The 22,757-nt window shown below is 36.1% G+C and carries 24 protein-coding genes; 12 read left to right on the top strand and 12 right to left on the bottom strand.

Features of this window, described 5'->3' with window-relative positions:
* The first annotated feature begins 18 nt into the window (after positions 1 to 18).
* The gene (locus AN34_RS13900) at positions 19 to 867 is read left to right on the top strand and encodes a hypothetical protein (RefSeq protein ID WP_029286442.1); all 849 of its coding nucleotides are present in this window, start codon (positions 19 to 21) and stop codon (positions 865 to 867) included.
* A gap of 39 nt (positions 868 to 906) precedes the next feature.
* Here AN34_RS13900 and AN34_RS13895 read toward each other — a convergent pair whose 3' ends face one another.
* From AN34_RS13895 to AN34_RS13885, 3 genes are all read right to left on the bottom strand, one after another.
* Entirely contained in the window at positions 907 to 1,470 is a 564-nt protein-coding gene (locus tag AN34_RS13895) for a hypothetical protein (RefSeq protein ID WP_029286440.1), read from the bottom strand.
* Positions 1,471 to 2,031: 561 nt separating this feature from the next.
* Positions 2,032 to 2,925 (bottom strand): DMT family transporter, encoded by an 894-nt coding sequence (locus tag AN34_RS13890; RefSeq protein ID WP_029286438.1) that lies wholly within the window; start codon positions 2,923 to 2,925, stop codon positions 2,032 to 2,034.
* Positions 2,926 to 3,051: 126 nt separating this feature from the next.
* Positions 3,052 to 3,768: a pyridoxine 5'-phosphate synthase gene (locus AN34_RS13885; RefSeq protein ID WP_029286436.1), complete on the bottom strand. Its 717-nt coding sequence runs from the start codon at positions 3,766 to 3,768 to the stop codon at positions 3,052 to 3,054.
* Between the two features lie 151 nt (positions 3,769 to 3,919).
* On the opposite strand from AN34_RS13885, the gene AN34_RS13880 reads away from it, so the two are divergent.
* From AN34_RS13880 to AN34_RS13870, 3 genes are all read left to right on the top strand, one after another.
* Complete coding sequence (locus AN34_RS13880; protein WP_029286434.1) at positions 3,920 to 5,560, top strand: glycosyltransferase family 39 protein; 1,641 nt, start codon at positions 3,920 to 3,922, stop codon at positions 5,558 to 5,560.
* 1 nt (position 5,561) lies between these two features.
* Positions 5,562 to 5,942 carry a GtrA family protein gene (locus AN34_RS13875; RefSeq protein WP_029286432.1) on the top strand — a complete coding sequence of 127 codons (381 nt, stop codon included), beginning with the start codon at positions 5,562 to 5,564 and terminating at the stop codon, positions 5,940 to 5,942.
* 176 nt (positions 5,943 to 6,118) lie between these two features.
* Positions 6,119 to 7,102 carry a polysaccharide deacetylase gene (locus AN34_RS13870; protein ID WP_029286430.1) on the top strand — a complete coding sequence of 328 codons (984 nt, stop codon included), beginning with the start codon at positions 6,119 to 6,121 and terminating at the stop codon, positions 7,100 to 7,102.
* A 4-nt stretch (positions 7,103 to 7,106) separates the two neighbouring features.
* Here AN34_RS13870 and AN34_RS13865 read toward each other — a convergent pair whose 3' ends face one another.
* The 6 genes from AN34_RS13865 to AN34_RS13840 all read right to left on the bottom strand — a co-directional run bounded on the left by AN34_RS13865 (position 7,107) and on the right by AN34_RS13840 (position 12,033).
* Positions 7,107 to 7,328: a VF530 family DNA-binding protein gene (locus tag AN34_RS13865; protein ID WP_029286428.1), complete on the bottom strand. Its 222-nt coding sequence runs from the start codon at positions 7,326 to 7,328 to the stop codon at positions 7,107 to 7,109.
* 56 nt (positions 7,329 to 7,384) lie between these two features.
* Entirely contained in the window at positions 7,385 to 8,020 is a 636-nt protein-coding gene (locus AN34_RS13860; protein WP_231625555.1) for a class I SAM-dependent methyltransferase, read from the bottom strand.
* Positions 8,021 to 8,431 carry a RidA family protein gene (locus tag AN34_RS13855; protein ID WP_029286424.1) on the bottom strand — a complete coding sequence of 137 codons (411 nt, stop codon included), beginning with the start codon at positions 8,429 to 8,431 and terminating at the stop codon, positions 8,021 to 8,023. It abuts the gene before it with no gap.
* A 116-nt stretch (positions 8,432 to 8,547) separates the two neighbouring features.
* Positions 8,548 to 10,782: a M1 family metallopeptidase gene (locus AN34_RS13850; protein WP_029286422.1), complete on the bottom strand. Its 2,235-nt coding sequence runs from the start codon at positions 10,780 to 10,782 to the stop codon at positions 8,548 to 8,550.
* Positions 10,783 to 10,876: 94 nt separating this feature from the next.
* Positions 10,877 to 11,617, bottom strand: a complete 741-nt coding sequence (locus AN34_RS13845) for a carboxypeptidase-like regulatory domain-containing protein (RefSeq protein ID WP_029286420.1) — start codon at positions 11,615 to 11,617, stop codon at positions 10,877 to 10,879.
* 68 nt (positions 11,618 to 11,685) lie between these two features.
* Positions 11,686 to 12,033: a Spx/MgsR family RNA polymerase-binding regulatory protein gene (locus tag AN34_RS13840; protein WP_029286418.1), complete on the bottom strand. Its 348-nt coding sequence runs from the start codon at positions 12,031 to 12,033 to the stop codon at positions 11,686 to 11,688.
* Between the two features lie 238 nt (positions 12,034 to 12,271).
* Between AN34_RS13840 and AN34_RS13835 the strand changes: the two genes are divergently transcribed.
* The 5 genes from AN34_RS13835 to ytxJ all read left to right on the top strand — a co-directional run bounded on the left by AN34_RS13835 (position 12,272) and on the right by ytxJ (position 15,672).
* Positions 12,272 to 13,810, top strand: coding sequence for a sensor histidine kinase (locus tag AN34_RS13835; RefSeq protein WP_029286416.1), 1,539 nt, complete (start codon positions 12,272 to 12,274; stop codon positions 13,808 to 13,810).
* Positions 13,811 to 13,845: 35 nt separating this feature from the next.
* The gene (locus AN34_RS13830) at positions 13,846 to 14,520 is read left to right on the top strand and encodes a LytTR family DNA-binding domain-containing protein (RefSeq protein WP_029286414.1); all 675 of its coding nucleotides are present in this window, start codon (positions 13,846 to 13,848) and stop codon (positions 14,518 to 14,520) included.
* Between the two features lie 65 nt (positions 14,521 to 14,585).
* A complete protein-coding gene (gene ribH / locus AN34_RS13825) occupies positions 14,586 to 15,077 on the top strand; it encodes a 6,7-dimethyl-8-ribityllumazine synthase (protein WP_029286412.1) in 492 nt (163 codons plus the stop codon).
* A 51-nt stretch (positions 15,078 to 15,128) separates the two neighbouring features.
* Positions 15,129 to 15,251, top strand: coding sequence for a hypothetical protein (locus AN34_RS22015; protein ID WP_255353659.1), 123 nt, complete (start codon positions 15,129 to 15,131; stop codon positions 15,249 to 15,251).
* Positions 15,252 to 15,339: 88 nt separating this feature from the next.
* The gene (ytxJ, locus tag AN34_RS13820; protein ID WP_029286410.1) at positions 15,340 to 15,672 is read left to right on the top strand and encodes a bacillithiol system redox-active protein YtxJ; all 333 of its coding nucleotides are present in this window, start codon (positions 15,340 to 15,342) and stop codon (positions 15,670 to 15,672) included.
* Positions 15,673 to 15,791: 119 nt separating this feature from the next.
* Here the strand turns inward: ytxJ and AN34_RS13815 are convergent, their stop codons facing one another.
* On the bottom strand, positions 15,792 to 17,300 hold the full coding sequence (locus tag AN34_RS13815) for a malate:quinone oxidoreductase (RefSeq protein WP_029286408.1): 1,509 nt from the start codon (positions 17,298 to 17,300) through the stop codon (positions 15,792 to 15,794).
* Between the two features lie 377 nt (positions 17,301 to 17,677).
* Here AN34_RS13815 and lipA point away from each other — a divergent pair, with 377 nt between their 5' ends.
* The 3 genes from lipA to AN34_RS13800 all read left to right on the top strand — a co-directional run bounded on the left by lipA (position 17,678) and on the right by AN34_RS13800 (position 20,095).
* Positions 17,678 to 18,571 (top strand): lipoyl synthase, encoded by an 894-nt coding sequence (lipA, locus tag AN34_RS13810; RefSeq protein ID WP_029286407.1) that lies wholly within the window; start codon positions 17,678 to 17,680, stop codon positions 18,569 to 18,571.
* Between the two features lie 115 nt (positions 18,572 to 18,686).
* Entirely contained in the window at positions 18,687 to 19,238 is a 552-nt protein-coding gene (locus tag AN34_RS13805) for an RNA polymerase sigma factor (RefSeq protein ID WP_029286406.1), read from the top strand.
* 2 nt (positions 19,239 to 19,240) lie between these two features.
* Positions 19,241 to 20,095, top strand: a complete 855-nt coding sequence (locus AN34_RS13800; protein ID WP_029286405.1) for an anti-sigma factor domain-containing protein — start codon at positions 19,241 to 19,243, stop codon at positions 20,093 to 20,095.
* A 64-nt stretch (positions 20,096 to 20,159) separates the two neighbouring features.
* Here the strand turns inward: AN34_RS13800 and AN34_RS13795 are convergent, their stop codons facing one another.
* Positions 20,160 to 20,861 carry an AIM24 family protein gene (locus AN34_RS13795; RefSeq protein WP_029286403.1) on the bottom strand — a complete coding sequence of 234 codons (702 nt, stop codon included), beginning with the start codon at positions 20,859 to 20,861 and terminating at the stop codon, positions 20,160 to 20,162.
* 322 nt (positions 20,862 to 21,183) lie between these two features.
* The gene (locus tag AN34_RS13790; RefSeq protein WP_029286401.1) at positions 21,184 to 22,674 is read right to left on the bottom strand and encodes a bifunctional ADP-dependent NAD(P)H-hydrate dehydratase/NAD(P)H-hydrate epimerase; all 1,491 of its coding nucleotides are present in this window, start codon (positions 22,672 to 22,674) and stop codon (positions 21,184 to 21,186) included.
* Positions 22,675 to 22,757: the final 83 nt, after the last annotated feature.

The raw sequence follows: 22,757 nt of genomic DNA, 5'->3' as shown, positions 1-22,757 counted from the left end.
TATCCTTTCTTCTTTAATATGCCAGAACTTCAAAATAATGTAGCCTTACTTGTTCACGCCTGTGATCGGTATGAATTTCTTTATCCGGGTTTTGACATCTTCTTCTCTAAAAACTGGGATCTTAATATTCCGTGTAATTATTATTTTGCCACAGAAGTTAAGGACGCAACAGTAAACGGTTTTCAGAATATTAAATCGGGTAAGGGCGAATGGGCAGACCGACTGGCAACCTTATTAAAAAACATAGACGAAGAATATGTACTCTATTTTCAGGAGGATATGTGGTTAAGCAAACCGGTAAATCCAGATTTTTTTAAGCAATTATTCTCTTTTGCAAAACAGCACGACTGTAAGCAAATTAAACTGCACAGTTCTGATGTTTATACCACCAACCAAAGTGAGCATTTTATAGAGGGACTTAATATCGCTGTAGTAGATAATCAGGCATCAGATTTCTTGATGTCGCACCAGGTTACCCTTTGGAAAAAGGATTTTTTGTTGGCACAACTACATAAAAAAGAACATCCATGGCGAAATGAAAGAAAAGGTACGAGGCGATTAAAAAAATTAAATCCACTGATTTATCACGTTGATTTTTTCTCAGAAAATGGCTCCAATGAAATTAATCAGAATAAAAAAAAGGTTAAAAGAGGTGAATACTTTGCTGTTTCTTTTAACAGTACTTTAAACCACAATGCGATTCGTTTTATCGACGAATTAAAATCAGGTAATGCGGCAGAGGAAAAATACGCAATGGAATTACAAAATCATTATGATCATGAACTCACACATGATGGTAAACCAAGGCCAAAAAAAACAGATTTATTTAAAAAATTTAAAACCTGGTTTTTGAAGCATAAAAGTTAAGCTTTAAAATGGGCATACCTTTAATTATTCTGCCTAAGCTTATTTTTGCACCCGCCAACCTTCTTCTTTATCCAGCTTCAATTTATAAGTTTTAGTAATAAAGTTACTGTTCTTATTGGCTTCTTTATCAAAAGGCTCAAAATCTGTGGTCATCATTTTTAATGAAACGGTTACCTTAGCTGTACTTGAATTAACCTGCTCAAAATTAACTGGCTTCTCATCAGCTAAAACATATTCTACTGCCTTAACTGTTGCCCGATCTGCATCTTGTTTCAACACTAATGGGCTAGCCTTATCTGTTAAATTAATCTGGTAAACAAAACTGCTATCTTTTGAAAGAAACTTTTTTTTTGCCTCTTTTAAATTTAATGTAACCAAGCCTTTGCTGGCTAACGACTTGTATTTCCCAAGTTCAAACAGATCATTGGTACTGTTAAATTTTATCTCGCCAAATTTGAATCGGATGGTTTTATATTCTGGATTGGCTTTTAAATAATCTGTAATTACCTCACCAGCCTCATCCTGATTGATGGTGACTTTAGTTTTACATCCGGCAAAGCTGATGATGATCAGCGATAATATATAAATGGTAAATTTTTTCATGGTTGTATCATTTGCCTTTAAAGGTATTTAATTTTAGTTTAACCGCAAAGGATGCAAAGTGTTTCGTTTCAATTTTAACCAAAGAGGACACACGGAGATTTCACAGAGGAAACAGAGAGAAAGAGCTGATTAACCGCAAAGAAAGGAAAGTGTTTCAGAGATAAAAGATCCAAGCGAATTTAACCGCAAAGAACGCTAAGTGTACCGCAACGGAACCAAAGCTAATGGTTTCAATTTTAAACACAGAGAGCAAGACGGTTAACTGCAAAGAAAGCAAAAACCAACTACACTCCATACCTCGGTGTGCTCAGTGCTTTTTTCTCTGTGTACTCGGTGGTTAATAAATCAATCTGCTAATTTCTACCACAGAGATCACAGAGTTTTTCACAGAGGAAACAGAGAGAAAGACGGTTAACTGCAGAGAGCGGAAAGAATTAGTTATGAATGCCAATAAAAACACCAAAATCTATCAACGTGTTCTCTGTGCCTTTTTTCTCTGTGTACTCGGTGGTTAATAATTTGTTTTTAGCCTCCCAACTTTGCGCCCTTTGCGGTTAAAACTTATACCTTCCGCTTCAAATACTTCAAATTTGGCAAAACCATGGCCGATAAGATGATCGCCACACCCACCCACCGTAAAAACGATACTTGCTCATGCAATACGAAACCAGCCATCATCACGGCAATAGGCAGTTCTGCCGCACTTAAAATAGAACTTAATGCTGTGCCGATTCTGGGCACGCCTTCTGCATAAAATAAAGGCGGAATTACTGTTCCGAATACAGAAATGATTAACCCCCACTTTAACAAACTTCCCCCTAACGCACCATTAAATAAAAAAGCTGGTGGAAAAATAATGAAGATCAATATACATGCGCCAGTAATCATCAAGGCACTTTTTTTCAATGCTGGATATTCATTACCAATCCGCCCGCTTAACATTAAAAAGCCTGCATAACAAAGTGCAGCCAATAAACCAAAACCAATCCCTTTAAGGTTTAATGCTGAAATACTGGTTTCTAACATCCCACTCGCCAGAACTGTTCCACCTAATACCAATAGAATAGCAACAAACTGCAATCCAGATGGCTTTTTCTTGAAAATTAGAAATTCGAGTAAAATGCTCATCCAGATAAATTGCATCAGTAAAATGATGGCAACAGAATTCGGAACCAGTTTTACACACTGATAATAAAAAATACTGACAAGCCCTGTACAAGTTCCGGCAAGCAACATTTTCCACCAGGGTGTGGTAATTTTGGTTTCTTTTGCTTTGTAAGCTGATGTTCTAGTTTGAAAGAAAAATAGAATCCACAAAATCACTGCACCAAAAAATGCCTGTGCACCAGTTACATCACCTAAAGTATAACCTTCTTGATAAGCCAGTTTAACGAATGTAGAGAGGATGCCAAAACTACAGGCACCAAAAAAAACAAGGAGAATTCCTTTTAACATGAAAATAGTATCAAGTATTTAGTAGCAAGTATATAGTATCGGGTATCAAGACATAACCTCAAATAAGGTGGGATAAAAAACTCCATGTGAAAGCTTTAGTCTTTTAGCTTTAGACTTTCAGCTCACCTAAGTAAGTTGTTGTAAATATTTTTGAACAGTAGTTTCTAACCCTAAATAAAGCGCATCACTTATTAAAGCATGACCAATAGAAACCTCCAACAAACCAGGAATACTTTGAGCGAAATAACGCAGGTTATGCAAATCTAAATCGTGACCAGCATTGATACCCAGGCCTAATTGATTGGCATGATGAGCAGCCGCAATATAATTTACAATCGCTTTTTCTCTATCTGCATAATAATTATGTGCATAAGCTTCTGTATATAACTCTATTCGGTCTGTACCCGTTTCTACAGCACCCTCAACCATGTCTACTACAGGATCTACAAAAATAGAAACCCTGATACCCTCCTTTTGGAACACCGCAACCATTTCCTTTAAATAGTCTTTATGCTTAACGGTATCCCAACCGTGGTTGGAAGTAATCTGACCTTCGGCATCAGGCACCAAAGTTACTTGAGCAGGCTTATTAGCCAATACCAGGTCGACAAATTTATCTTCGCGGCAATTGCCTTCAATATTAAATTCAGTTGCAATTACTGCTTTTAGATCGTACACATCCTGATATCTGATATGACGCTCATCAGGACGTGGATGCACCGTAATTCCCTGTGCACCGAAACGTTCACAATCTAATGCAACTTTAACTAAATCAGGATTATTACCCCCGCGACTGTTGCGAAGTGTAGCAATTTTATTGATGTTAACTGATAACTTTGTCATGATACAAAGATAGCAATAAGCCTTTCACATCAAATTTATTACTGTTTTCTACAAACATTTAACATTAAAATTATCCTATAACTTTTTTAAGGCTTAACTTGCACCTGATTTAAGAATTTGATTTCCCCTAGTCAGATTCGCCCCTATTAAAATGAACATCCCTGAAAAAAAACTTTACAGTGCCCTTTTAGCACTGATATCGGCTATTAGTACCATTGCCTTATTTGGAGGCGTAATGGAACCCGATGGTGCATTATATGCATCCATGTCAAAAAATATAATTCTATTTCAGGATTGGCTTAATCTTTACGGCCGAGGAGGCGACTGGCTGGATAAACCACATTTAACTTTTTGGATCACTGCAGCATCTTTTAAATTATTTGGAATGACTGCGTTCGCCTATAAATTGCCGTCTTTTCTTTTTGGTTTACTAGGTGCCTGGTATTTGTATAAACTGGCAAAAGATATTTACGATGAAAAAACAGGCTTAATTTCATCAGTAATTTTTTTAAGTGCGCTCCACATCATTACCTCCACATTTGATGTTCGTGCGGAGATTTACATTACCACATTTACACTGGCATCCATTTATCATTATTATAAAGCGCATCATAGATCATTCTGGCACATTATTGCTGGTTCATTTTTTGCCGCTTGTGCCATTTTAATTAAAGGAATATTTGTGTTGATTCCTGTTTTTGCAGGTTTTATAATTTATTGGTTATTCACTAAACAATATAAACAGTTGTGGCAACCAAAGTGGTGGATCGCAATCGTATTGATTTTTGTTTTCATTACCCCTGAACTTTATGCTCTTTACACACAGTTTGATTTACATCCTGAAAAAATTGTCTTCAACAGAACAGGCGTTTCCGGTTTAAAATTTTTCTTCTGGGATAGCCAGTTTGGCCGCTTTTTTAACAATGGCCCCATTAAAGGAAAAGGCGATATTTCGTTTTTTCTGCACACTACACTCTGGGCTTTCTTACCTTGGTCTATATTATTCTATACTGCAGTTGTTAATCTTTTAAAGAAAAAAAACCGCATTAACTTGGCACCTGAAAGCATTATGATCTGGGCCAGTGCTGCGATTACCTTTTTAATATTTTCACTTTCAAAATTTCAGTTACCGCACTATATATTAATTATCTTCCCACAGTTTTCGATCATTACAGCACTTTATTTAAGAAAGCTGGAAGGCAGAGGGCTAAAGATTTTCTTTAATGTGCAAAATGCATTAGCCATCTTAGTTTTTGCATTGCTTTCTGCCTTGAGTTTAATATATGGATTTGATTATCCTTATATCATCATTGGGATGCTATTGGTTATCTTAGCAAGTGCTTTTATTTTGTTCAAAGGAATCAAGCTCGAAACCATTATTGCCAGAAGTGTATTGGTATCGGTTGGCTTAATGCTGTTCCTTTTTATATTCTTCTACCCTGCAATATTGAAATACCAATCTGGAGGTATCGCTGGCGAATGGTTAAAGAAAAACTATCCTGCTGCAAAACCTGCCGTTTTAAATTATATTGATGCTTTTTCTTTTGATTTTTATGCGCCTGGTGAAGTAAAATACCTGCACAATTACAGCGATTTAGATAAAATAAAACAGACCAAAGATCTGGTTATTTATATCCCGGAAAATGAGCTTAATAAATTAAAAAATGAATACCATGCAGAGGTGTTAAAATCATTTGAATATTTTCACATTACCAAATTAACAGGTAAATTTTTAAATGCTAAAACTCGTCCACAGGTTTTAGAACATTTCTATTTGGTTAAACTGCACTAATATGGAGGTATTCTTTCGCATCATTAAATTCGGACTGACAGGCTTACTTGGGATGGCAATTGATTTTGGCGCCACCTGGCTTTTTAAAGAAAAAATTAAAGTAAATAAGTACCTGGCAAATGCCATTGGTTTTAGTCTGGCAGTAACCAACAACTATTTAATTAACCGGGTTTGGACTTTTGAAAGTACGAATGTACATTGGGGAACTGAATTTAGTAAATTTCTGGTGGTGAGCTTAATTGGATTGGGCTTAAACACATTTATTATTTATCTTTTTCATCAAAGAAAAAATGGAACGAATTTTTATCTGGCCAAATTCTTCGCCATTGTAATTGTATTTGTGTGGAATTTCCTGGCCAATATGCTTTTTACTTTTAAGTAACGTTTTTACCAATAAAATAAAAAACCACAAGCCAGATCAATCCCTTAATCAGGAAGAATAAAAACCCGACTAAGCCCACTCGCTTAAACCATAATTTTACCTTTTCTTTGTTCATGACCTTCTTGGGTAAAGATAAAATTTTTAGACTAAATTAGAAAGATTTTAAATAAGGAATAATGAAATTATCCAGATTTCTATACATTGTTTTTATGATGATGCCATTCATTGGCACCAATAGTTTCGGACAAAATTTTGATCAGATCAAGCAGTATAAAGTCAGTTTTTCTATTGCAATCAAAGGCACTGAAAAGCTCCTGGCCATCAGAAGTTTCGCTAATAACAATCAAAAATATTTATTACTGTTAAATACAGAAACGCTGGATACCAAAGTAGATCTAGCCGGGAATTATAACACCAGTAGTTTAAAATGGCCGAAAGTAATGGCAACTTTCGAGAATAGTCCGTATGTGAAAGCCTTGCAGTCTGCAGCTGCAAAAGACTTACAATTGCAAAACGCAGGTATAGACCACTCCATTCCAAAGGAAAAGGGTATCGCACTTACCATTGATCTTTGTCCTTCACATAAAAATCTGGATCGCATTATCTTTCAATCGGTTTTTGAAGAATTTAAAAAAATAGAACAACCTGCACCCCTAGCCATTTCTGTATCAGGAAAATGGATGCTAAAGCACCAAAATGATTTAAATTGGTTAAAAGGTTTAGTGCAGAAAAATGAGTTGGATATTACCTGGATCAATCATTCTTACCATCATGAAGTGAATAACCTGCCCTTAACTGAAAATTTCTTACTGGCTCCTGGAACTAATTTAGATGTTGAGGTATTGGAAAATGAAAAACTCATGCTGAAAAACGGATTGATACCTTCCGTGTTTTTTAGGTTTCCTGGCCTTGTTTCCAATCAAAGTACAGTAGATAAAATTGAGTTTTATGGCTTAATACCTGTTGGGAGTGATGCCTGGCTTGCAAAGGGACAAATGCCCAATTCGGGGAGTATTGTCCTGATCCATGGAAATGGCAATGAAGAAATTGGGGTGAAAGATTTTATTCAATTGCTCAAAAACAAACAGATTGACGTAAAAAACAAACAATGGTTATTGTTCGATTTGAGGCAAGGACTAGAAAAAGAATTTGATCGATAAGATGCTATTTATGAAAAGTATCTACATATAAATCCTCCACCTTTTTACGGGCCCAAGGCATTCTTCGCAAGAAATTTAAGCTTGATTTAATGCTTTGATTATTAGTAAAACAATCAATTCTGATCAGGGTGCCCAATTTTTCCCAGCCATAATGCAATTGTAGATCAGTTACAATTTTTTCTAATGTAATACCATGTAAAGGATTGTTCTTTTGCGTTTCTGCCATAGGTTGAATTAATAAGATGAATATTGGGTAATTTGCACAAAGGTAAGCTAAAATAGTTAACCTAAATCACCTCCCAAATCAGGAGAATGCTGTGCCATCCAAACGTTTGCCCCTCCGCAGCTTTGGTCATTAATCTGATGTTTAAGAACTTTAAAATTATTTCCCAATAAAATTGCTTCGTAACTGGATGTATCCAATGAGGCATGGAATAAGTCCTCACCACCTATAGAGCCCCATACCTCACCGTTTTCTGTTCCTGAAGTAAATAACAAAATACCTTTATCATGAAGATGATCTGCAAAAACCTTAAACATACCTGGTTGATCTGCTGCAGGTAAATGAAAGAAACTGTGCCAGGCAATAATGGCATTAAACTTTCTACCTAGTTGAAGTTTTCGCATGTCTTCAAGTATGAAATTTTCTGCAGGGAAACTTGCTCTTGCCAGTTCAAGCATTTTATCGCTGGCATCTACCCCTGTTACCTTCAACCCTGCCTGGAGAAAATATTCCATCATGGGTTTACCGTTTCCACAACCTAAATCCAAAACTTCAGCCTTAGGAGGCAGAAATCGCATTAATTCATTCAGATAATTCTTTTCTCCTATCGCATGAGACCGATTTTTTGAATACCAATCCGCGATCTTGTCATAGACTTTGTAAACATTTTTACGTTCAGCATATTTATCCATCATTTAAAAACTTATTGCAGTTGCATCAATTTCAATTAACATTCCTTCCAGTGCTAACCTTCCAACCGGAATCAATGTATTCACCGGAAATTTCAGGTCGTGCCATATTTTGGTAGATTCTTCTATCAGTATCTGATGTTTCTCCTCATCATAGCCCACAACAAGCGTAGTCAGTTTTGCAATATGATGCATTGTTAATCCCTTACTGGATAGTGCAATGGCAATATTTTCAAACACAATCTTTACCTGCGTTCTAAAATCGTTAATCAAAATCCCATCCATTCTGCTTCCCCCCTGCCCAGCTACAAAAACCAATAAATCTTTTGCTGATACGGTGGCCACATGCGAATAAGCATGTGGACGGGGATCATATATTCCAGCCGGGTTGATAATTTCTAAAGCATGTTCTTCCATAATTACAATATTTAAGACACGAAAATATTCATTTATACAGATGAAAGTGTAGACCTATTACCATAAAAAAAGCCTGGCAATCTAATTTGCCAGGCTTCAAGTTTAAAATTTTATAATTATTTATCCTTTGTAAAAAGTGTGGTTCCTCCACCTTGAGTAATGTTAAATTCTTTTTTAGCAGGGTTAAATAATATCTCTATACCAGCGTCTTCGAAGGAAAATTTATTTTCACTTACATAAGTCAATGGGAAAGATTGTTGTCCGGTTGCCTGTGCAACTAATCCGCCATCTTCTTTTGTAATGGTGAATTTGATAGCCATCTTAGTTGTAGAATATACACCTAAATACTGATCTAAATTAACAGTTGGCGTACTAGCGCCTGTTCCGGCAGTCCAGGTATTATTATCAGGGTTGCTATCAGGTAAAACCTTGTTGGGATCCAAAGTAACAGAAACAACTTCTTCATTTGTTGGATAACGAACCAACCAGCTATTATTTTTCATCCATACATCAACAGGAACTTTAACCGTATCTGTTTTACCGCTTTTGGTTTTCACCTGAAGAATAATAGGCATTGGCATTTTTTCGAGATTAAGTACTTTAATAGAATAACCCATAAGTTTTCCATCAGTTTTAATTTCCTGAACTGAACTCACCGCCTGATCCATCTTCCAGCTATTTAAAAACCAGCTTCTCCAAAACCAAGCTAAGTCTTCACCCGCACCATTTTCCATCGAGCGAAAAAAATCATAAGGTGTAGGATGTTTATATGCCCAATTCTTAATGTATTGACGGAAGGCATAATCAAAACGATCTTCACCTAAAATTTCATTTCTTAAAATATCCAGTCCCCATCCTGGTTTTGCGTACAAGTTAATACCAATATTACCTTCAATCATTCCATCAGGCATTAACATGATGTTTTCAAATTTCGGATTACCAATTACCTGCTTGCCAATGATATTCATATTTGTGGCACGCTTAGCATATTCCCCCTTGTTGAAATTTTTTGATGAAATACCATTGATAAAAGTATTAAAACCTTCATCCATCCACCCGAATTTACGTTCATTCGAGCCAACAATCATTGGGAACCAGGTGTGGCCAAACTCATGATCAATTACACCCCATGCACTGCCTTTTTTAGCAGTCCATCCGCAGAAAACAATACCCGGATATTCCATACCACCGATGTTTGTGGCTACATTAACGGCCATTGGATATGGGTATTCAAACCATTTTGAAGAATAATGTTCAATTGATGTTTTCACATATTCTACACCTCTTCCATAAGCATCTACACCATTGCTTTCTATTGGCTGCGCAGAAACGGCCAGTGATTTTTTACCACTTGGCAAATTGATTCTTGCAGCATCCAGAACAAAAGCTTTTGATGAAGCCCAAGCCGCATCACGTGCATTAACAATTTTATATTTCCAGGTTAATTTATCTTTTTCCGGACGTGATTTTGGATCTGTAACTTCTGCTTCCGTGCGGATATGAACTGTTTCATCACTATTTTTTGCAGCGTTCCATCTTTTTAATTGTTCTGGTGTAAATACTTCCGATGGATTTAAAAGTTCACCCGAACCCATTACAATGTGACTTGCAGGGGCTGTAATGGCGAAATTGATGTCACCATATTCACAATAAAACTCACCTCCACCCCAGTAAGGCAAAGTGTTCCAGCCAATTACATCATCATATACGCACATGCGTGGAAACCATTGTGCAATGGCGAAGATTTCTCCATTTTTAGTAGTTAAATGACCTGTTCTATCTGATCCTTCTTTTGGTACCACATATGAATAATCTATTTTAATGGTAATCACCTCACCATTAGCAGCCAAAGGTTGATCCAGGCGAATCTGCATCCGTGTATCTTCAATCAATGAGGTAAATTTTACCGCGCTGGATTTTTTTAATACGCTCACATTTTTAATTTGGTAGCCACCATCAAATTTTTCACCCTGGGCGCCATAACGGCTACGGGATGGTGTGATTTGCTTGCCCCGCGAATTTTCTTTAAAAGTATTCTGATCCAGTTGTAACCATAAATAGGGAAGTTGATCAGGACTATTGTTTTTATAGGTTAAGGTTACTGAGCCTGTAACCAGGTTTTGAGTTTCATCAAGGTTTGCGGTAATATTATAATCTACCCGGTTTTGCCAATATTTAGCCCCTGGCGCACCATTGGCAGAGCGAAATTCATTTCCATTTTGAGTGTAAAAAAGTGGTCCGAAAGCATCGGCCGAATTGTAATTGGATACTGGTGCAGCCTGTTGCGCAAAAGCAGATAAAGCGGAAGCACAGCTAAAGGCGCACAAAGCGATTAGTCTGGTTATTTTCATGTGAATAAGTTGTATTACGGATGTAAATATAAAGAATAAGCACATATGACGACATATGTGCTTATAATGTTACTGCCAGAAATTAGGTTTTTTATTAATTCACCTTTAATTTGGGTAAATCCTGTAATTTTTTTTGCTGTGGAGTGAGTTTTTGCCAGGCAACAAATGCTCTTGAGATATAATAATTATAGCGATAAGGTCTTTCTGCTTTGATCTGCTCTACCGATGGGCGGTAAATGATCATAAAGTTTTTTAGATCTTCACCCTGTAGTTTAGTTAAATCTGTAACGGCTTTTTCGCTAAAATTTGCGTCAATCTCTTCCTGGTACATATCTTTTTCTTCTAATTCAGCCTCTTTGCGTTGCTGTCTTTTGTACTTACCATATCCTAAGTTGAGGCTTAAACCACCTACTTTATCCGTCATCCTTTTTCTGTTCAGGTTTCCACCAGTATTTAATAGCGTATATTTTTCGGCTAAAGGATCTTTCGCATCCGTAATCTGGCTATTCATCCTTACCCCTCTTACATCTACATCTGCTAAGCTATTGGATTTTACCGGAAGATAAATGGTTCTGTTTAACAAATTTGTTAAGTATAAGGTATCTGTATGATAGCCAACTGCTGAAAATTCTATTAAATCACCAATAGTTGCGGCAATAGTATATTTACCTTCTCTATTTGTACTGGTTGTTTTCTTACTATTGAGGTTTCGGACAGAGACACCAGGTAATGAAATTGTTTTTTTCGAATAATCGAATACTGTACCTGTAGTTACGGTTTGTGCAATAACACCGGCAGGCAATGCGAGGAAAAGGAAAATGATCAGCTTATACATATTCAAAAGTAAGTTAGGAAAATATCTAAAGCTTGCATTTAACAAACTTTAACAATACAACACATGATTTAGGCTAGTGTTTTAGCATAAAGAGATTCATCAAAAGATATTAAAACTGGCTGACCATCCTTTTCAATCACCGGACGCTTGATGGCACTTGTATTATCAATCAGGTAAGCAATTGCTTTTTCCTGATTATTAATATTAACCTGTTCTTCCTTGCTTAGTTTTTTCCAGGTAAGTCCCTTACGGTTCAACACCGTTTCCCAGCCAAAAACTTTACACCATTCATTTAGCTTTTCTACAGTGATCCCTTTTTTCTTAAAATCGTGAAACTCGAAATCGATTTTATTTTCCTTTAACCAGTCTAGTGATTTTTTTACTGTATTGCAATTGGGTATTCCGTAAACGATCATATGATTATTGAATGAGTAGATTTTTGAATGAATGAATTGTTGAATTATTGAGTGAGTAATTTTTTGTGCTCAAAGATAATAAGTGAATATGGAACGAGGTAATGAAATATTTGTGTTTATGCACTTACAGCCTTTAAACTTGAAACCTTATGTTCATCACATTTTTTAACGCATCCATCACATTTTAAATAACAAATAAATAACTCTTTGTAGCATTGTGGTATAATTTACAAGCTATATGTACATCTTATCAGAAACTACACCTCCTACAAAAGCAAAAAACATTAACCAGCTGGAGTTCTGGATTTCTACCACACTTTATATTCTGGCCCTAATTAGTATTTGCTCACAAACTACTTATGGCTCTGGCAGCAGCTATCGGTTTGAAGAGAATGGCATTGATTTTTCGGTAATAAAAAATTTCTTCCTGCCTGAATTATTCAAAATCAGCATTATATACATCAGTTTTCTGCTTTTTAATTTCTGCTTTATGCCTCAATTAACCCGTAAAAATAACATTGCGTTAAATGTTATTTTATCGGTTATCGTTACCGCTATTTCTATCATCACCTGGATGGTTGCCAATACTTACTCGCAAGCCTATCGCCTGGTAGAAATGGAAGATGTAAATAATGGGTATGGTATTTTTTTTGGTGAGGCCTTTACCTATATTTTCTTTCTTTACCTACTTTTTAATATCTATGCCTATTTTAACGAACAGGGGCTGGCACTCATTAATAAAATTCAGTTTTTGAAAAGCTATGGTAAGAACATTATTCCTGAGATATTTATAACCACCAGAATATGGTTAATCTCTTTAATGATTTTGATGGCAGTGATATCTGCTAAATCCGATAACGAAATTCTTGTTTTTTGGCTCATCGCACCACCGGTAAATGTAATTCTGGCCTTTCTTTCTATCTATCACATCATTCCTAACCTTAGAAAGGAAATGAAAGGATTTGGCCGATATTTTTGGGGAAATTTAGCCATATCAATCCTGATCATTCCATTTATTCTCCTGTTACTTGCCGGTTTTATGAGCGGAGGAAATGCAGTACCACTTACATTAGCGCTTACCTTGATCAGTTTAGTTTGTATAACAACTCCTGCCGCCTGGTATATTTATAAAAATAAATTTGAGAAGCAGACTGAAATTCAAATGCTTAAAACTGAACTTGGAAAATCAGATGCCAGTTTGAATTTTCTAAAATCTCAGATTAATCCACACTTTCTTTTCAACGCATTAAATACCTTATTTGGAACTGCCTTACAAGAAAATGCCGAACGAACCGGAGAAGGCATTCAGAAACTTGGCGACATGATGCGCTTCATGTTACACGAAAATATGCAGGATAAGATTTCCTTAACCCGCGAAGTTGAATACCTGAACAATTACATTGACCTTCAAAAACTCAGGACATCACGTTCTGGAGATATAAAAATTGATACGGCTATTGAAGAGCAAATTAATAACCTGCAAATTACGCCGATGTTATTAATTCCATTTATAGAAAATGCTTTTAAACATGGCATCAGCTTGCAACAGTCTTCTTATATTAAAATTACCCTGCAAACAAAAGAAAATACCTTATACTTTGATGTGAGCAATAGCATCTACATCAAGGCAGATAACGATCCTGAAAAGCTAAAAAGTGGTATAGGACTTGAAAATGTGAAACAGCGTTTATCATTAATCTATTATGGCAAGCATGAACTGATTATCCGTGAAACTGCAAAGGAGTTTTTTGTTCATTTAACATTACAACTGGATTAATCTTATACCTATATTGCTGCATTGAATAAATTAAGATGATTGCTATTGCCATAGATGATGAACCCATTGCACTTGATATTGTAAAATCTCATGCGGCAAAAGTTCTGTTTTTAAATCTGTCTGAAACTTTTACAGATGCTTTTCTGGCCATTAGTTATATGCAACTAAATAAGGTTGACCTGATTTTTCTGGATATTAAAATGCCCGACATCAGCGGTATTGATTTCCTGAAAAGTTTAAGTAATCCACCAATGGTTATTTTTACAACGGCATACACTGAACATGCGGTGCAAAGTTTTGAACTGGATGCAGTTGACTATCTACTCAAACCTTTCTCACTTTCTCGTTTTTTAAAAGCCTGCAATAAGGCACAAGAGTTGTATAATCTTCGTAACCAGATCACAGAAAACAAAGCCAGTTATATTTTTATAAAAGATGGCTACGAACAGATTAAAGTAGAGTTGGCCGATATTCTTTACATAGAAGCTTCAGGAAATTATACCCAGCTCCAACTAAAGGATAAGCTTTTAAGTTCAAGAATCACGATTAATGATTTGGCAGAACTTTTGCCCAAAGCTGCATTCATTAGGTGTCACAGGGCTTTCATAGTGGCCAAAAGTCAAATTACAAAGTTCGACCGAAATCAGATTTGGGTGGGGAATAAAATCATTCCCATAGGTGCAACTTATAGTAGTATTCAATTAACCTGATTAAAACTTACAACCGTTAAACATTTCTGTTTCCAACATTCAAAGCTTAGCCCTATCTTTGCTACATGTCAACACAACTTAAAAATCTTTCTGATTTCTCTCATACCACGGTGCCCAATGGTGCTAATTATAAATTTGGAATTATTGTAGCCGAATGGAATGCTGAGATTACCGGTGCTTTATACAATGGTGCTTTAAAAACCCTGATAGAAAATGGTGTGAAGGAAGAAAATATTATTTCTTTGCCCGTTCCCGGAAGCTTCGAATTAACTGGTGGAGCCGAAATATTATTAAGTAAAAAAAGTGACGTTGATGCGGTAATTTGTTTAGGTTGTGTAATTCAGGGCGACACCAAACATTTTGATTTCATTTGCGATGCCGTAGCTCAGGGTGTAACCAATGTGGGTATTAAATACAGCAAGCCAGTTATTTTTGGTGTATTAACCACCAATAACCTGGAGCAGGCTCAGGATCGTGCAGGTGGAAAGCATGGCAATAAAGGAGATGAGGCCGCAATAACGGCGATTAAGATGGCTGATTTAGCAGCAAATATTTAACTTGCCCTTTCACAAACTATTTGTACCTTAGCGAATTAAATTAACCATCCAATGAAAAAAGTAGCCATCTTATTACTGGCGGTGTTTTGCACCATTACCATTTTAGAATCTTGTTCTTCTAAACTTTGCCCGGCATATAGCTCTTATCCTGAAGGCAGACGCAGAAGAAACTAAATACAAACACATTTATTAATTTTCATTTTTAGGTCATTTGCAGAACATTATCTTCATGCAGCTGTTATCCCTATAAACAATATTTACTATGACTTGGGTTAATTTAACATCACTGGATCAGTTAAACGAAATTAAAAGTGCAGAAGGCTACAACTTAATTTTTAAGCACAGCACCCGTTGCTCTATTTCGATGATGGCGAAAAGGAATTTCGAATTTAATTGGGAAGTGATTCCGGAAGATACAACACTTTACTTTTTAGATTTAATCAGCTATCGCGAAATTTCCAACTCAATTGCAGAAATTTTTAATGTAGCACACCAGTCTCCACAAATTTTATTAATCAAAGATGGCGAGTGTGTTTTGGAAGCATCACACAGTGATATCTCTGCTGAAGAAGTTGCTGAAGTAATCGCAGCTTAACAATATTTCTACTTATAATAAAAAAGGGACATGAAATTTGATTTTCATGTCCCTTTTTTTGCTTGATCTCTTAAGCTAAATTCGCTAATTATTTACGGCCTTTTAACACCGTATATTAATTAAGCATTTTCTATTTCCAGAACTTTAGAAGTTCTTTCTCTTGTTCTTTTGCACAAATCAGCATCATCAGATAATTCTTTCCCATAAGTTGGGATCATATCTTTTATTTTAGCCTGCCATTCATCAGTAGCTAAATCCTCTTTGAAACAACGCGCTAGTAATTCCAACATAATGGAAACTGCTGTGGAGGCACCCGGAGATGCACCTAGAAGCGCTGCAATAGATCCATCTGCCGCGCTAACTACTTCGGTACCAAATTCTAAAACGCCACCTTTTTTCTCATCCTTTTTAATTACCTGTACCCGTTGTCCGGCATATTCCAATTCCCAATCTTTTAATTCTGCCGTAGGTAAATATTCCTTCAAAGCCTCTAGCCTATCTTCAGGAGATTGTCTTACCTGCTCAATTAAATATTTGGTTAAATCAAGATTATGCAATCCGGCAGAAATCATCGGACGAATATTATTAAACTTGATGGACTTCGGTAAATCTAAAAAAGATCCATTTTTAAGGAACTTGGTAGAAAAACCAGCATAAGGACCAAAAAGCAGGGCCTGTTTGCCATTAATCATTCTGGTATCTAAATGCGGAACAGACATTGGAGGTGCACCAACTGCTGCCTTACCATAAACCTTTGCATGGTGTTTGGCAATAATTTCATCGTTTGTACATTTCAACCACTGTCCGCTAACCGGGAAACCACCAAAACCCTTACCTTCCGGAATGCCTGACTTTTCTAATAGTGGCAAAGAACCACCACCAGCACCAATGAAAATGAATTTAGCCACACGCTTGCGTGTATCATTAGTTTCCAAATCTTTCACCTTAATTACCCAGTTTCCATCCTTATTTTTCTTTAAATCACGAATTTCGTGGTTAAAATATAAGTTTACGTTTTCCTGTTCTTTAAGGTGATTAAACATATCCCGGGTTAGAGAGCCAAAATTAACATCGGTTCCTAAATCCATTTTAGTAGCTGCAATTTTTTCATCTTTCTTGCGCCCTTCCATAATCAGAGGAGCCCAGGTATCAATTACTTTTGCATCATCAGTATATTCCATTTCGCTAAACAGCGTGCATTTTTGCAATGCCTCATAGCGTTTTCTAAGGTAATCTACATTTTTCTTCCCCCAAACAAAGCTCATATGCGGAATTTTCCGAATGAAGTTTCCTGGATTTGAAACCAACCCCTTTTCGATAAGATATGCCCAGAACTGTTTAGAAACCTCAAAATTTTCGGCAATTTGTACCGCTTTTTTAGTTTCAACCGTTCCATCACTTTTTTCGGGTGTATAATTTAATTCGCAAAAAGCAGAGTGTCCCGTTCCTGCATTATTCCAGGCATCAGAGCTTTCAGCTGCTGCAATATCAAGTCTTTCGTAAATTTCGATACTTAAACCGGGCTCTAACTCTTTTAATAAAACACCAAGGGTAGCGCTCATGATACCAGCGCCAATTAAAATCACATCTGCGTCAGTTTTGCCAACTGTCTTTTTCTTTTTAGTCATTTTATCTTAAAGGAGTTACAAATTTAGAATCATTTTAAACATACAACGAATTTTGCAGTTGGAAAACTAAAAAAAATTGCCAAAAAATTAGAATTTAATTTAGTAAAACATTTCTTATACAATAACATTTCGCAAAAGCCATTCCGTTTTAAATCACCAATAAAAAAATTAATAAAAATGGCATTATAAAAACAGAACTAAAAGTTAAATAGATCGGTTTAGAAAAATTCTGCTTCATTTTTATCTTACATCTTTTAATATAATCATTAATAACATCTCATTTACCAAATTTTGATCCATTCATAAATCCTCAAACATTACAACATTACAACATTTCCATATTGCCACTTTTCAATCCTAATCCTTAACTTTGCATTATGATTGATCTACCAGTAGTACCTGCTGTAACTGAAGTTAAACGTAAGCCAGATTGGTTGCGTGTAAAGTTGCCTGTAGGCAAAGAATACGCTCAGGTTCGTAGTTTAGTTGACACCCACAAGCTCCATACCATTTGCGAAAGTGGTAACTGTCCGAATATGGGCGAATGCTGGGGTGCAGGTACCGCAACTTTCATGATTCTGGGAAATATTTGTACACGTAGTTGTTCCTTTTGCGCAGTGGCCACTGGCCGGCCCTTAGCTGTTGATGTTGATGAACCTAATCGCATTGCAGATTCAGTGAGATTAATGGGTGTAAAACACTGCGTAATCACATCGGTAGACCGTGATGATCTTAAAGATGGTGGTTCCATTATCTGGGCAGAAACACTTCAAGCCATTCGGAGAGAAAGCCCTATAACTACCCTTGAAACACTAATTCCTGATTTTAAAGGCCAGTGGGATAATTTATATCGTGTATTGGAAGAACGTCCGGAAGTGGTTTCACATAATATGGAAACAGTTAAACGCCTAACCCGACAGGTAAGAATCCAGGCTAAATATGATAGAAGTTTAGAAGCTTTGAAAAGAATTTCAGAATTTGGTTTGAGAACTAAAACAGGTATTATGCTTGGCTTGGGTGAAACTGATGAAGATATTTTTGAAGCAATGGATGACCTGGTTGCAAATGGTGTGCATATTTTAACACTGGGACAGTATTTACAACCTACCCGTAATCACCACCCGGTTATCGACTGGATTCATCCGGATCAGTTTGCCATGTATAAAGAAGTTGGCTTATCCAAAGGATTAAAATATGTAGAAAGTGGTCCATTGGTTCGCTCTTCTTACCACGCTGAAAAACATCTTTTCCCTATTGATGGTATAGCTTAGCATAGAAAATTATAAATGATGAATAGAATGTTTTATAAATCGCACTCCAAAAAGGAATTTGTTTATAAAACATTTTTTTGCTTTTAGTGTTCAGTAATGTATCTTAGTATTCATAGTGACTGCATTAAAAAAATCTACATTAACTGAACCTGAACTTGTTCTTGCACTGCAATCGAAAGATTCGACAGTGTTAAAAACATTGTATAGCATGTATTCACCAGCGCTTTATGGCGTTATTTCTAGAATTATTACCCATACTGAACTGGCAGAAGATGTGCTACAGGAAACCTTTGTAAAAATTTGGCAATCTGCCGAATATTATGACAATACAAAGGGAAGACTCTTTACGTGGATGATGAATATTGCCCGTAATTTGTCTATTGATAAATTACGTTCTAAGGATTTTAAAAATTCACTCAAAAACCAGGATATAGAAAATAACGTAAGTTTCGTTGATGAACAAAACAAAGTTACCTTTAACCCGGATGTACTTGGGATTAAGCAACTTGTTGAAAATCTTAAACCGGACTTACAAGCCGTTCTTGATTTAGTTTATTATAAGGGCTTTACACATGTAGAAGCCGCAGAAAAGTTAGATCTGCCATTAGGTACGGTGAAAACCCGTATTCGTTTGGCTATTATTGAATTGAGAAGGAGTTTTAATTGAGCGTGGAAAATTTAAAAGCATATATCGAATCAGGAGTACTTGAACTGTACGTTTTGGGTGATTTATCGCCCCAGGAAGCGCTGCAGGTACAAGAAATAGCTATTAAACATCAGGAAGTCAGAGAAGAACTTGCTGCCATTGAAAGTGCAATGGAAAAGTTTGCCATGCAAAATGCAATACAACCATCTGCATCTGTTGAAACAAAATTATTTGAAAAATTAGGCATCAGCTTAGATGAACAGACTGAACCTGTTCTTATACCATCACTACCACAAGAAACAAAAATAGTTCAGCTTGAACCTAATGATGGAAAGATAAAAACTTTGCGTTATGCTTTGGTAGCTTGTGTAGCACTCCTGGTTATTAGTACCGCAGCATTGTTTATTACCTATAGTAAATTAACAGATGCCCATGACCAGATTGCCAGCTTAAATTTAGATAAACAAAAATTTGCAGGCATTGTAAGCAAACTGGAATATTCTAACCAGGGATTAAGCAATCTGGTGGAGATGAATGATAGCAAGGAATGGGCTACCATCAAAATGCAGGGACAGGCGATAAGTCCTCAGTCAAAAATGAATGTCTATTGGAACAAAAAGAATAAAAGTGTATTGATTAATTACCTGGCAATGGATCTTCCAAAGGCAGATGCTCAACATGAATATCAACTTTGGGCAATGGTTAATGGTAAACCAGTAAGCCTAGGCGTATTTGGTAAAACAGATTCTACTTCAAAAGAAGCGCTTTTAAAAATGCAAACCATACAGGAAGCACAGGCTTTTGCAGTTACTTTAGAACCAATGGGTGGAAGTGTAAATCCAACCATGGAGAAATTAACCGTGATGGGTGGCGTATAATAACAGTGTTGTAAAATATTAATCCCGGCAAATTAAAAAATTGCCGGGATTTTTTATGGTCAGATTATTTTTGAGCGTATTTTACTTCTTCATATGGCTGAACCAAAACCCAACCCTCGCCAAAAAATTCTAACTGAAACGATTCACCGCTACCTCTACCTATGAATGAGCCAAAAGTAAGATTCGTTTTAATATTTGGAGATAAATTTTCTGACCAGGCCACTGTAGCATTTGGATCGGTATAAACAGGCTGGTTTGCACTTACTCTTAGCAAAATCGGCTCTCCATGAGTAGTAATGGCAATATATCCGCTACCTGAAAGTTTCACTTGAAATAATCCACCACTCATCATTCCAGCTACACTTTTCAACATTTTAATTTCGTTTTTAATGCTATCTTCAAGTGCCAGAACATCATTTCCATTTACAAAAACTGACTCATTTTGAAGCTTAATAATTTTAACCTTCTTACCCTCATCAGCTAAATAAAGTTTGCCTGTTCCTGCTGCATGCATCAGTGATGTACCTTCGCCAGATATCGCTTTTTTTAATAAGCCTCCCAATCCTTTGCTTAACAAGCCCTCACGTTTAAAATCTACATTGCCAATATAAGCAACCATTGATCCGGCCTTTGCCATAATCTTCTGATTTCTTAAATTCACTTCCAGCAGCGCTGGTTTTTCCAGTTCAAAAAAATCATTTTCGTTGGGATCTTCTGCAGATTCATGAATGAGTTCCTTTAAGGTATACTCTTTTTTTGTTTCCATAATTAAATAAATTGTTTTCGGTTGTTACACCCATATCAATTCATAAGCCAAGTTCATTTAAATCATATGCTTAAGTAAAAACAAACTCATTAATTAAGATGACAAAACAGTTGAATACACCTGCAAAATATTCTTACAAGGGGTTTCAAAAAAAGTGATATCATTCTAATTTTTTTTAAAATAAAATTGATTTATATCCTTTCTATCAGATAATAAGATTTACAAATGCACACTTTTTGAAACAATTATTTTGTTACCAGAACAGTGGCATTAATAATTTTAGAACAAAAGCTATTAAATAATTAGAGTTTAGATAAATAAATTACATCAGTTCTTGGATTATTGAAGCAATTCCTGCAGCCACTTCAGATGCTGTTACCACATATTTCTCTTTGGCTAATCCATCACCGGTTTTACCATGAATATAACAGCCTAAAATCGCTGCATCAATTGTCGTATATTTTTGTGCTAGAAACGCAGCAATCACTCCAGCCAAAACGTCTCCCATACCACCTTGAGCCATTGCCGGATGACCAGTTGGATTGATGAAGATTTTACCTTCGGATGAGCAAATGAAGGTATACTGATTTTTAAGTACAATTACGATTTTCAGTTTTACGGATTGCTCTTTTGCGGTTTGAAGTCTTTCCCACCAGCTATCATGAGTACCAAAAAGTCTGTCGAATTCTTTCATATGAGGTGTTAAAACAGAATGAGCAGGTAGTTTCTCCATCAAATCTTTCCGCTCGGCTAATATATTTAAGCCATCCGCATCAATTACCAATGGTTGATTCGTGGTAATTAGATGCTCTAAAATGCGTTCGTTTTCTATAGAAATCCCTAAACCTGGCCCAATGGCAATCGCCTGGTACTTTTCTGGGTTTTCAATTTGAAGATATTCATCACGCGGCAGAGCCATTACTTCGGGCAATTTGTTGTTTAAGGCAACTAAACCACTTTGTGGAATGCAAGCTGTAGTTAGGCCGGCACCAGTATGCAGGCACGCCATGGCAGATAGCAAAGCAGCACCCATTGTATTTGTATTTCCTGCTATAATTAAGGCATGTCCATAAGTGCCTTTATGGCTAAATGGTTTTCTAGGTTTGAGTGTATGCCTAATATCTCTTTCTTCAATCAAATAAAAATCAGCAAGTTGTTTCTGAATGAAGGTTTCATCTAATCCAATCTGTACAACTTCATACTGCGTTGTTGCCAGAATAGATTCAGGCATAAAAAAATTTATTTTAGGCCGCTGGAAACAAATTGTTTTCAAAGCTTTTATGCCATTATATTCTTTTGGCAATTTACCTTCAGCAAAGAAACCGGTAGGTACATCAACAGCGTAAACACGTGTTTTAGATTGATTAATGTGATGGACTAACGTTGCATATTCGCCCGCTAAGGGCTTATTCAACCCCGATCCTAAAATAGCATCAATAACGATATCAGATTTGATGCTTTTTAAATCTGCAGCAGTGTTTAAAATTATTTTTTTACACCTTGATTCTTCCAAACGTTGTAAATTAATAGCATAATCTGAACTTTGTTTATCACTAAAGTTAACCAGATAAACCTTAATATTTGAATATCCATTATGAAGCAAAAGATGGGCTATTGCCAGGCCATCGCCCCCGTTATTTCCTTTACCACAAAATATGGCGATACTTTTACTGGTATCAAATTCATCTCTTAAAAAACAATGAGCGAAAGCACGGGCCGCCTTTTCCATCAAATCAATAGAGGCTATGGGCAGATGTTCAATAGTAAATTCATCTGCTTTATGCATTTGTGCTGAAGTAAGTAGAGTTTGCATTAAACTAAGTTAAGATTTAAGTATAATAAAGAATTGTGTATTATTGTTTTGGCAAGGTATTGAGGTATTGAAAATGATTGGTA

Source organism: Pedobacter sp. R20-19 (genome assembly GCF_000708265.2).
Classification (GTDB): Bacteria; Bacteroidota; Bacteroidia; order Sphingobacteriales; family Sphingobacteriaceae; genus Pedobacter.
This window is presented reverse-complemented; position numbering and strand designations above follow the sequence as displayed.

Excerpts from the sequence above, each read along its gene's own strand:
- AN34_RS13850 (WP_029286422.1), bottom strand. The coding sequence starts at position 10,782 with ATGAAAATAACCAGACTAATCGCTTTGTGCGCCTTTAGCTGTGCTTCC.
- AN34_RS13880 (WP_029286434.1), top strand. The coding sequence starts at position 3,920 with ATGAACATCCCTGAAAAAAAACTTTACAGTGCCCTTTTAGCACTGATA.
- AN34_RS22015 (WP_255353659.1), top strand. The coding sequence starts at position 15,129 with ATGAAAAAAGTAGCCATCTTATTACTGGCGGTGTTTTGCACCATTACC.
- AN34_RS13840 (WP_029286418.1), bottom strand. The coding sequence starts at position 12,033 with ATGATCGTTTACGGAATACCCAATTGCAATACAGTAAAAAAATCACTA.
- AN34_RS13890 (WP_029286438.1), bottom strand. The coding sequence starts at position 2,925 with ATGTTAAAAGGAATTCTCCTTGTTTTTTTTGGTGCCTGTAGTTTTGGC.
- AN34_RS13885 (WP_029286436.1), bottom strand. The coding sequence starts at position 3,768 with ATGACAAAGTTATCAGTTAACATCAATAAAATTGCTACACTTCGCAAC.
- AN34_RS13895 (WP_029286440.1), bottom strand. The coding sequence starts at position 1,470 with ATGAAAAAATTTACCATTTATATATTATCGCTGATCATCATCAGCTTT.
- AN34_RS13845 (WP_029286420.1), bottom strand. The coding sequence starts at position 11,617 with ATGTATAAGCTGATCATTTTCCTTTTCCTCGCATTGCCTGCCGGTGTT.
- AN34_RS13865 (WP_029286428.1), bottom strand. The coding sequence starts at position 7,328 with ATGGCAGAAACGCAAAAGAACAATCCTTTACATGGTATTACATTAGAA.
- ytxJ (WP_029286410.1), top strand. The coding sequence starts at position 15,340 with ATGACTTGGGTTAATTTAACATCACTGGATCAGTTAAACGAAATTAAA.
- AN34_RS13790 (WP_029286401.1), bottom strand. The coding sequence starts at position 22,674 with ATGCAAACTCTACTTACTTCAGCACAAATGCATAAAGCAGATGAATTT.
- AN34_RS13835 (WP_029286416.1), top strand. The coding sequence starts at position 12,272 with ATGTACATCTTATCAGAAACTACACCTCCTACAAAAGCAAAAAACATT.
- AN34_RS13875 (WP_029286432.1), top strand. The coding sequence starts at position 5,562 with ATGGAGGTATTCTTTCGCATCATTAAATTCGGACTGACAGGCTTACTT.
- AN34_RS13870 (WP_029286430.1), top strand. The coding sequence starts at position 6,119 with ATGAAATTATCCAGATTTCTATACATTGTTTTTATGATGATGCCATTC.
- AN34_RS13815 (WP_029286408.1), bottom strand. The coding sequence starts at position 17,300 with ATGACTAAAAAGAAAAAGACAGTTGGCAAAACTGACGCAGATGTGATT.
- AN34_RS13795 (WP_029286403.1), bottom strand. The coding sequence starts at position 20,861 with ATGGAAACAAAAAAAGAGTATACCTTAAAGGAACTCATTCATGAATCT.
- AN34_RS13860 (WP_231625555.1), bottom strand. The coding sequence starts at position 8,020 with ATGATGGATAAATATGCTGAACGTAAAAATGTTTACAAAGTCTATGAC.
- ribH (WP_029286412.1), top strand. The coding sequence starts at position 14,586 with ATGTCAACACAACTTAAAAATCTTTCTGATTTCTCTCATACCACGGTG.
- AN34_RS13830 (WP_029286414.1), top strand. The coding sequence starts at position 13,846 with ATGATTGCTATTGCCATAGATGATGAACCCATTGCACTTGATATTGTA.
- lipA (WP_029286407.1), top strand. The coding sequence starts at position 17,678 with ATGATTGATCTACCAGTAGTACCTGCTGTAACTGAAGTTAAACGTAAG.
- AN34_RS13855 (WP_029286424.1), bottom strand. The coding sequence starts at position 8,431 with ATGGAAGAACATGCTTTAGAAATTATCAACCCGGCTGGAATATATGAT.
- AN34_RS13900 (WP_029286442.1), top strand. The coding sequence starts at position 19 with ATGCCAGAACTTCAAAATAATGTAGCCTTACTTGTTCACGCCTGTGAT.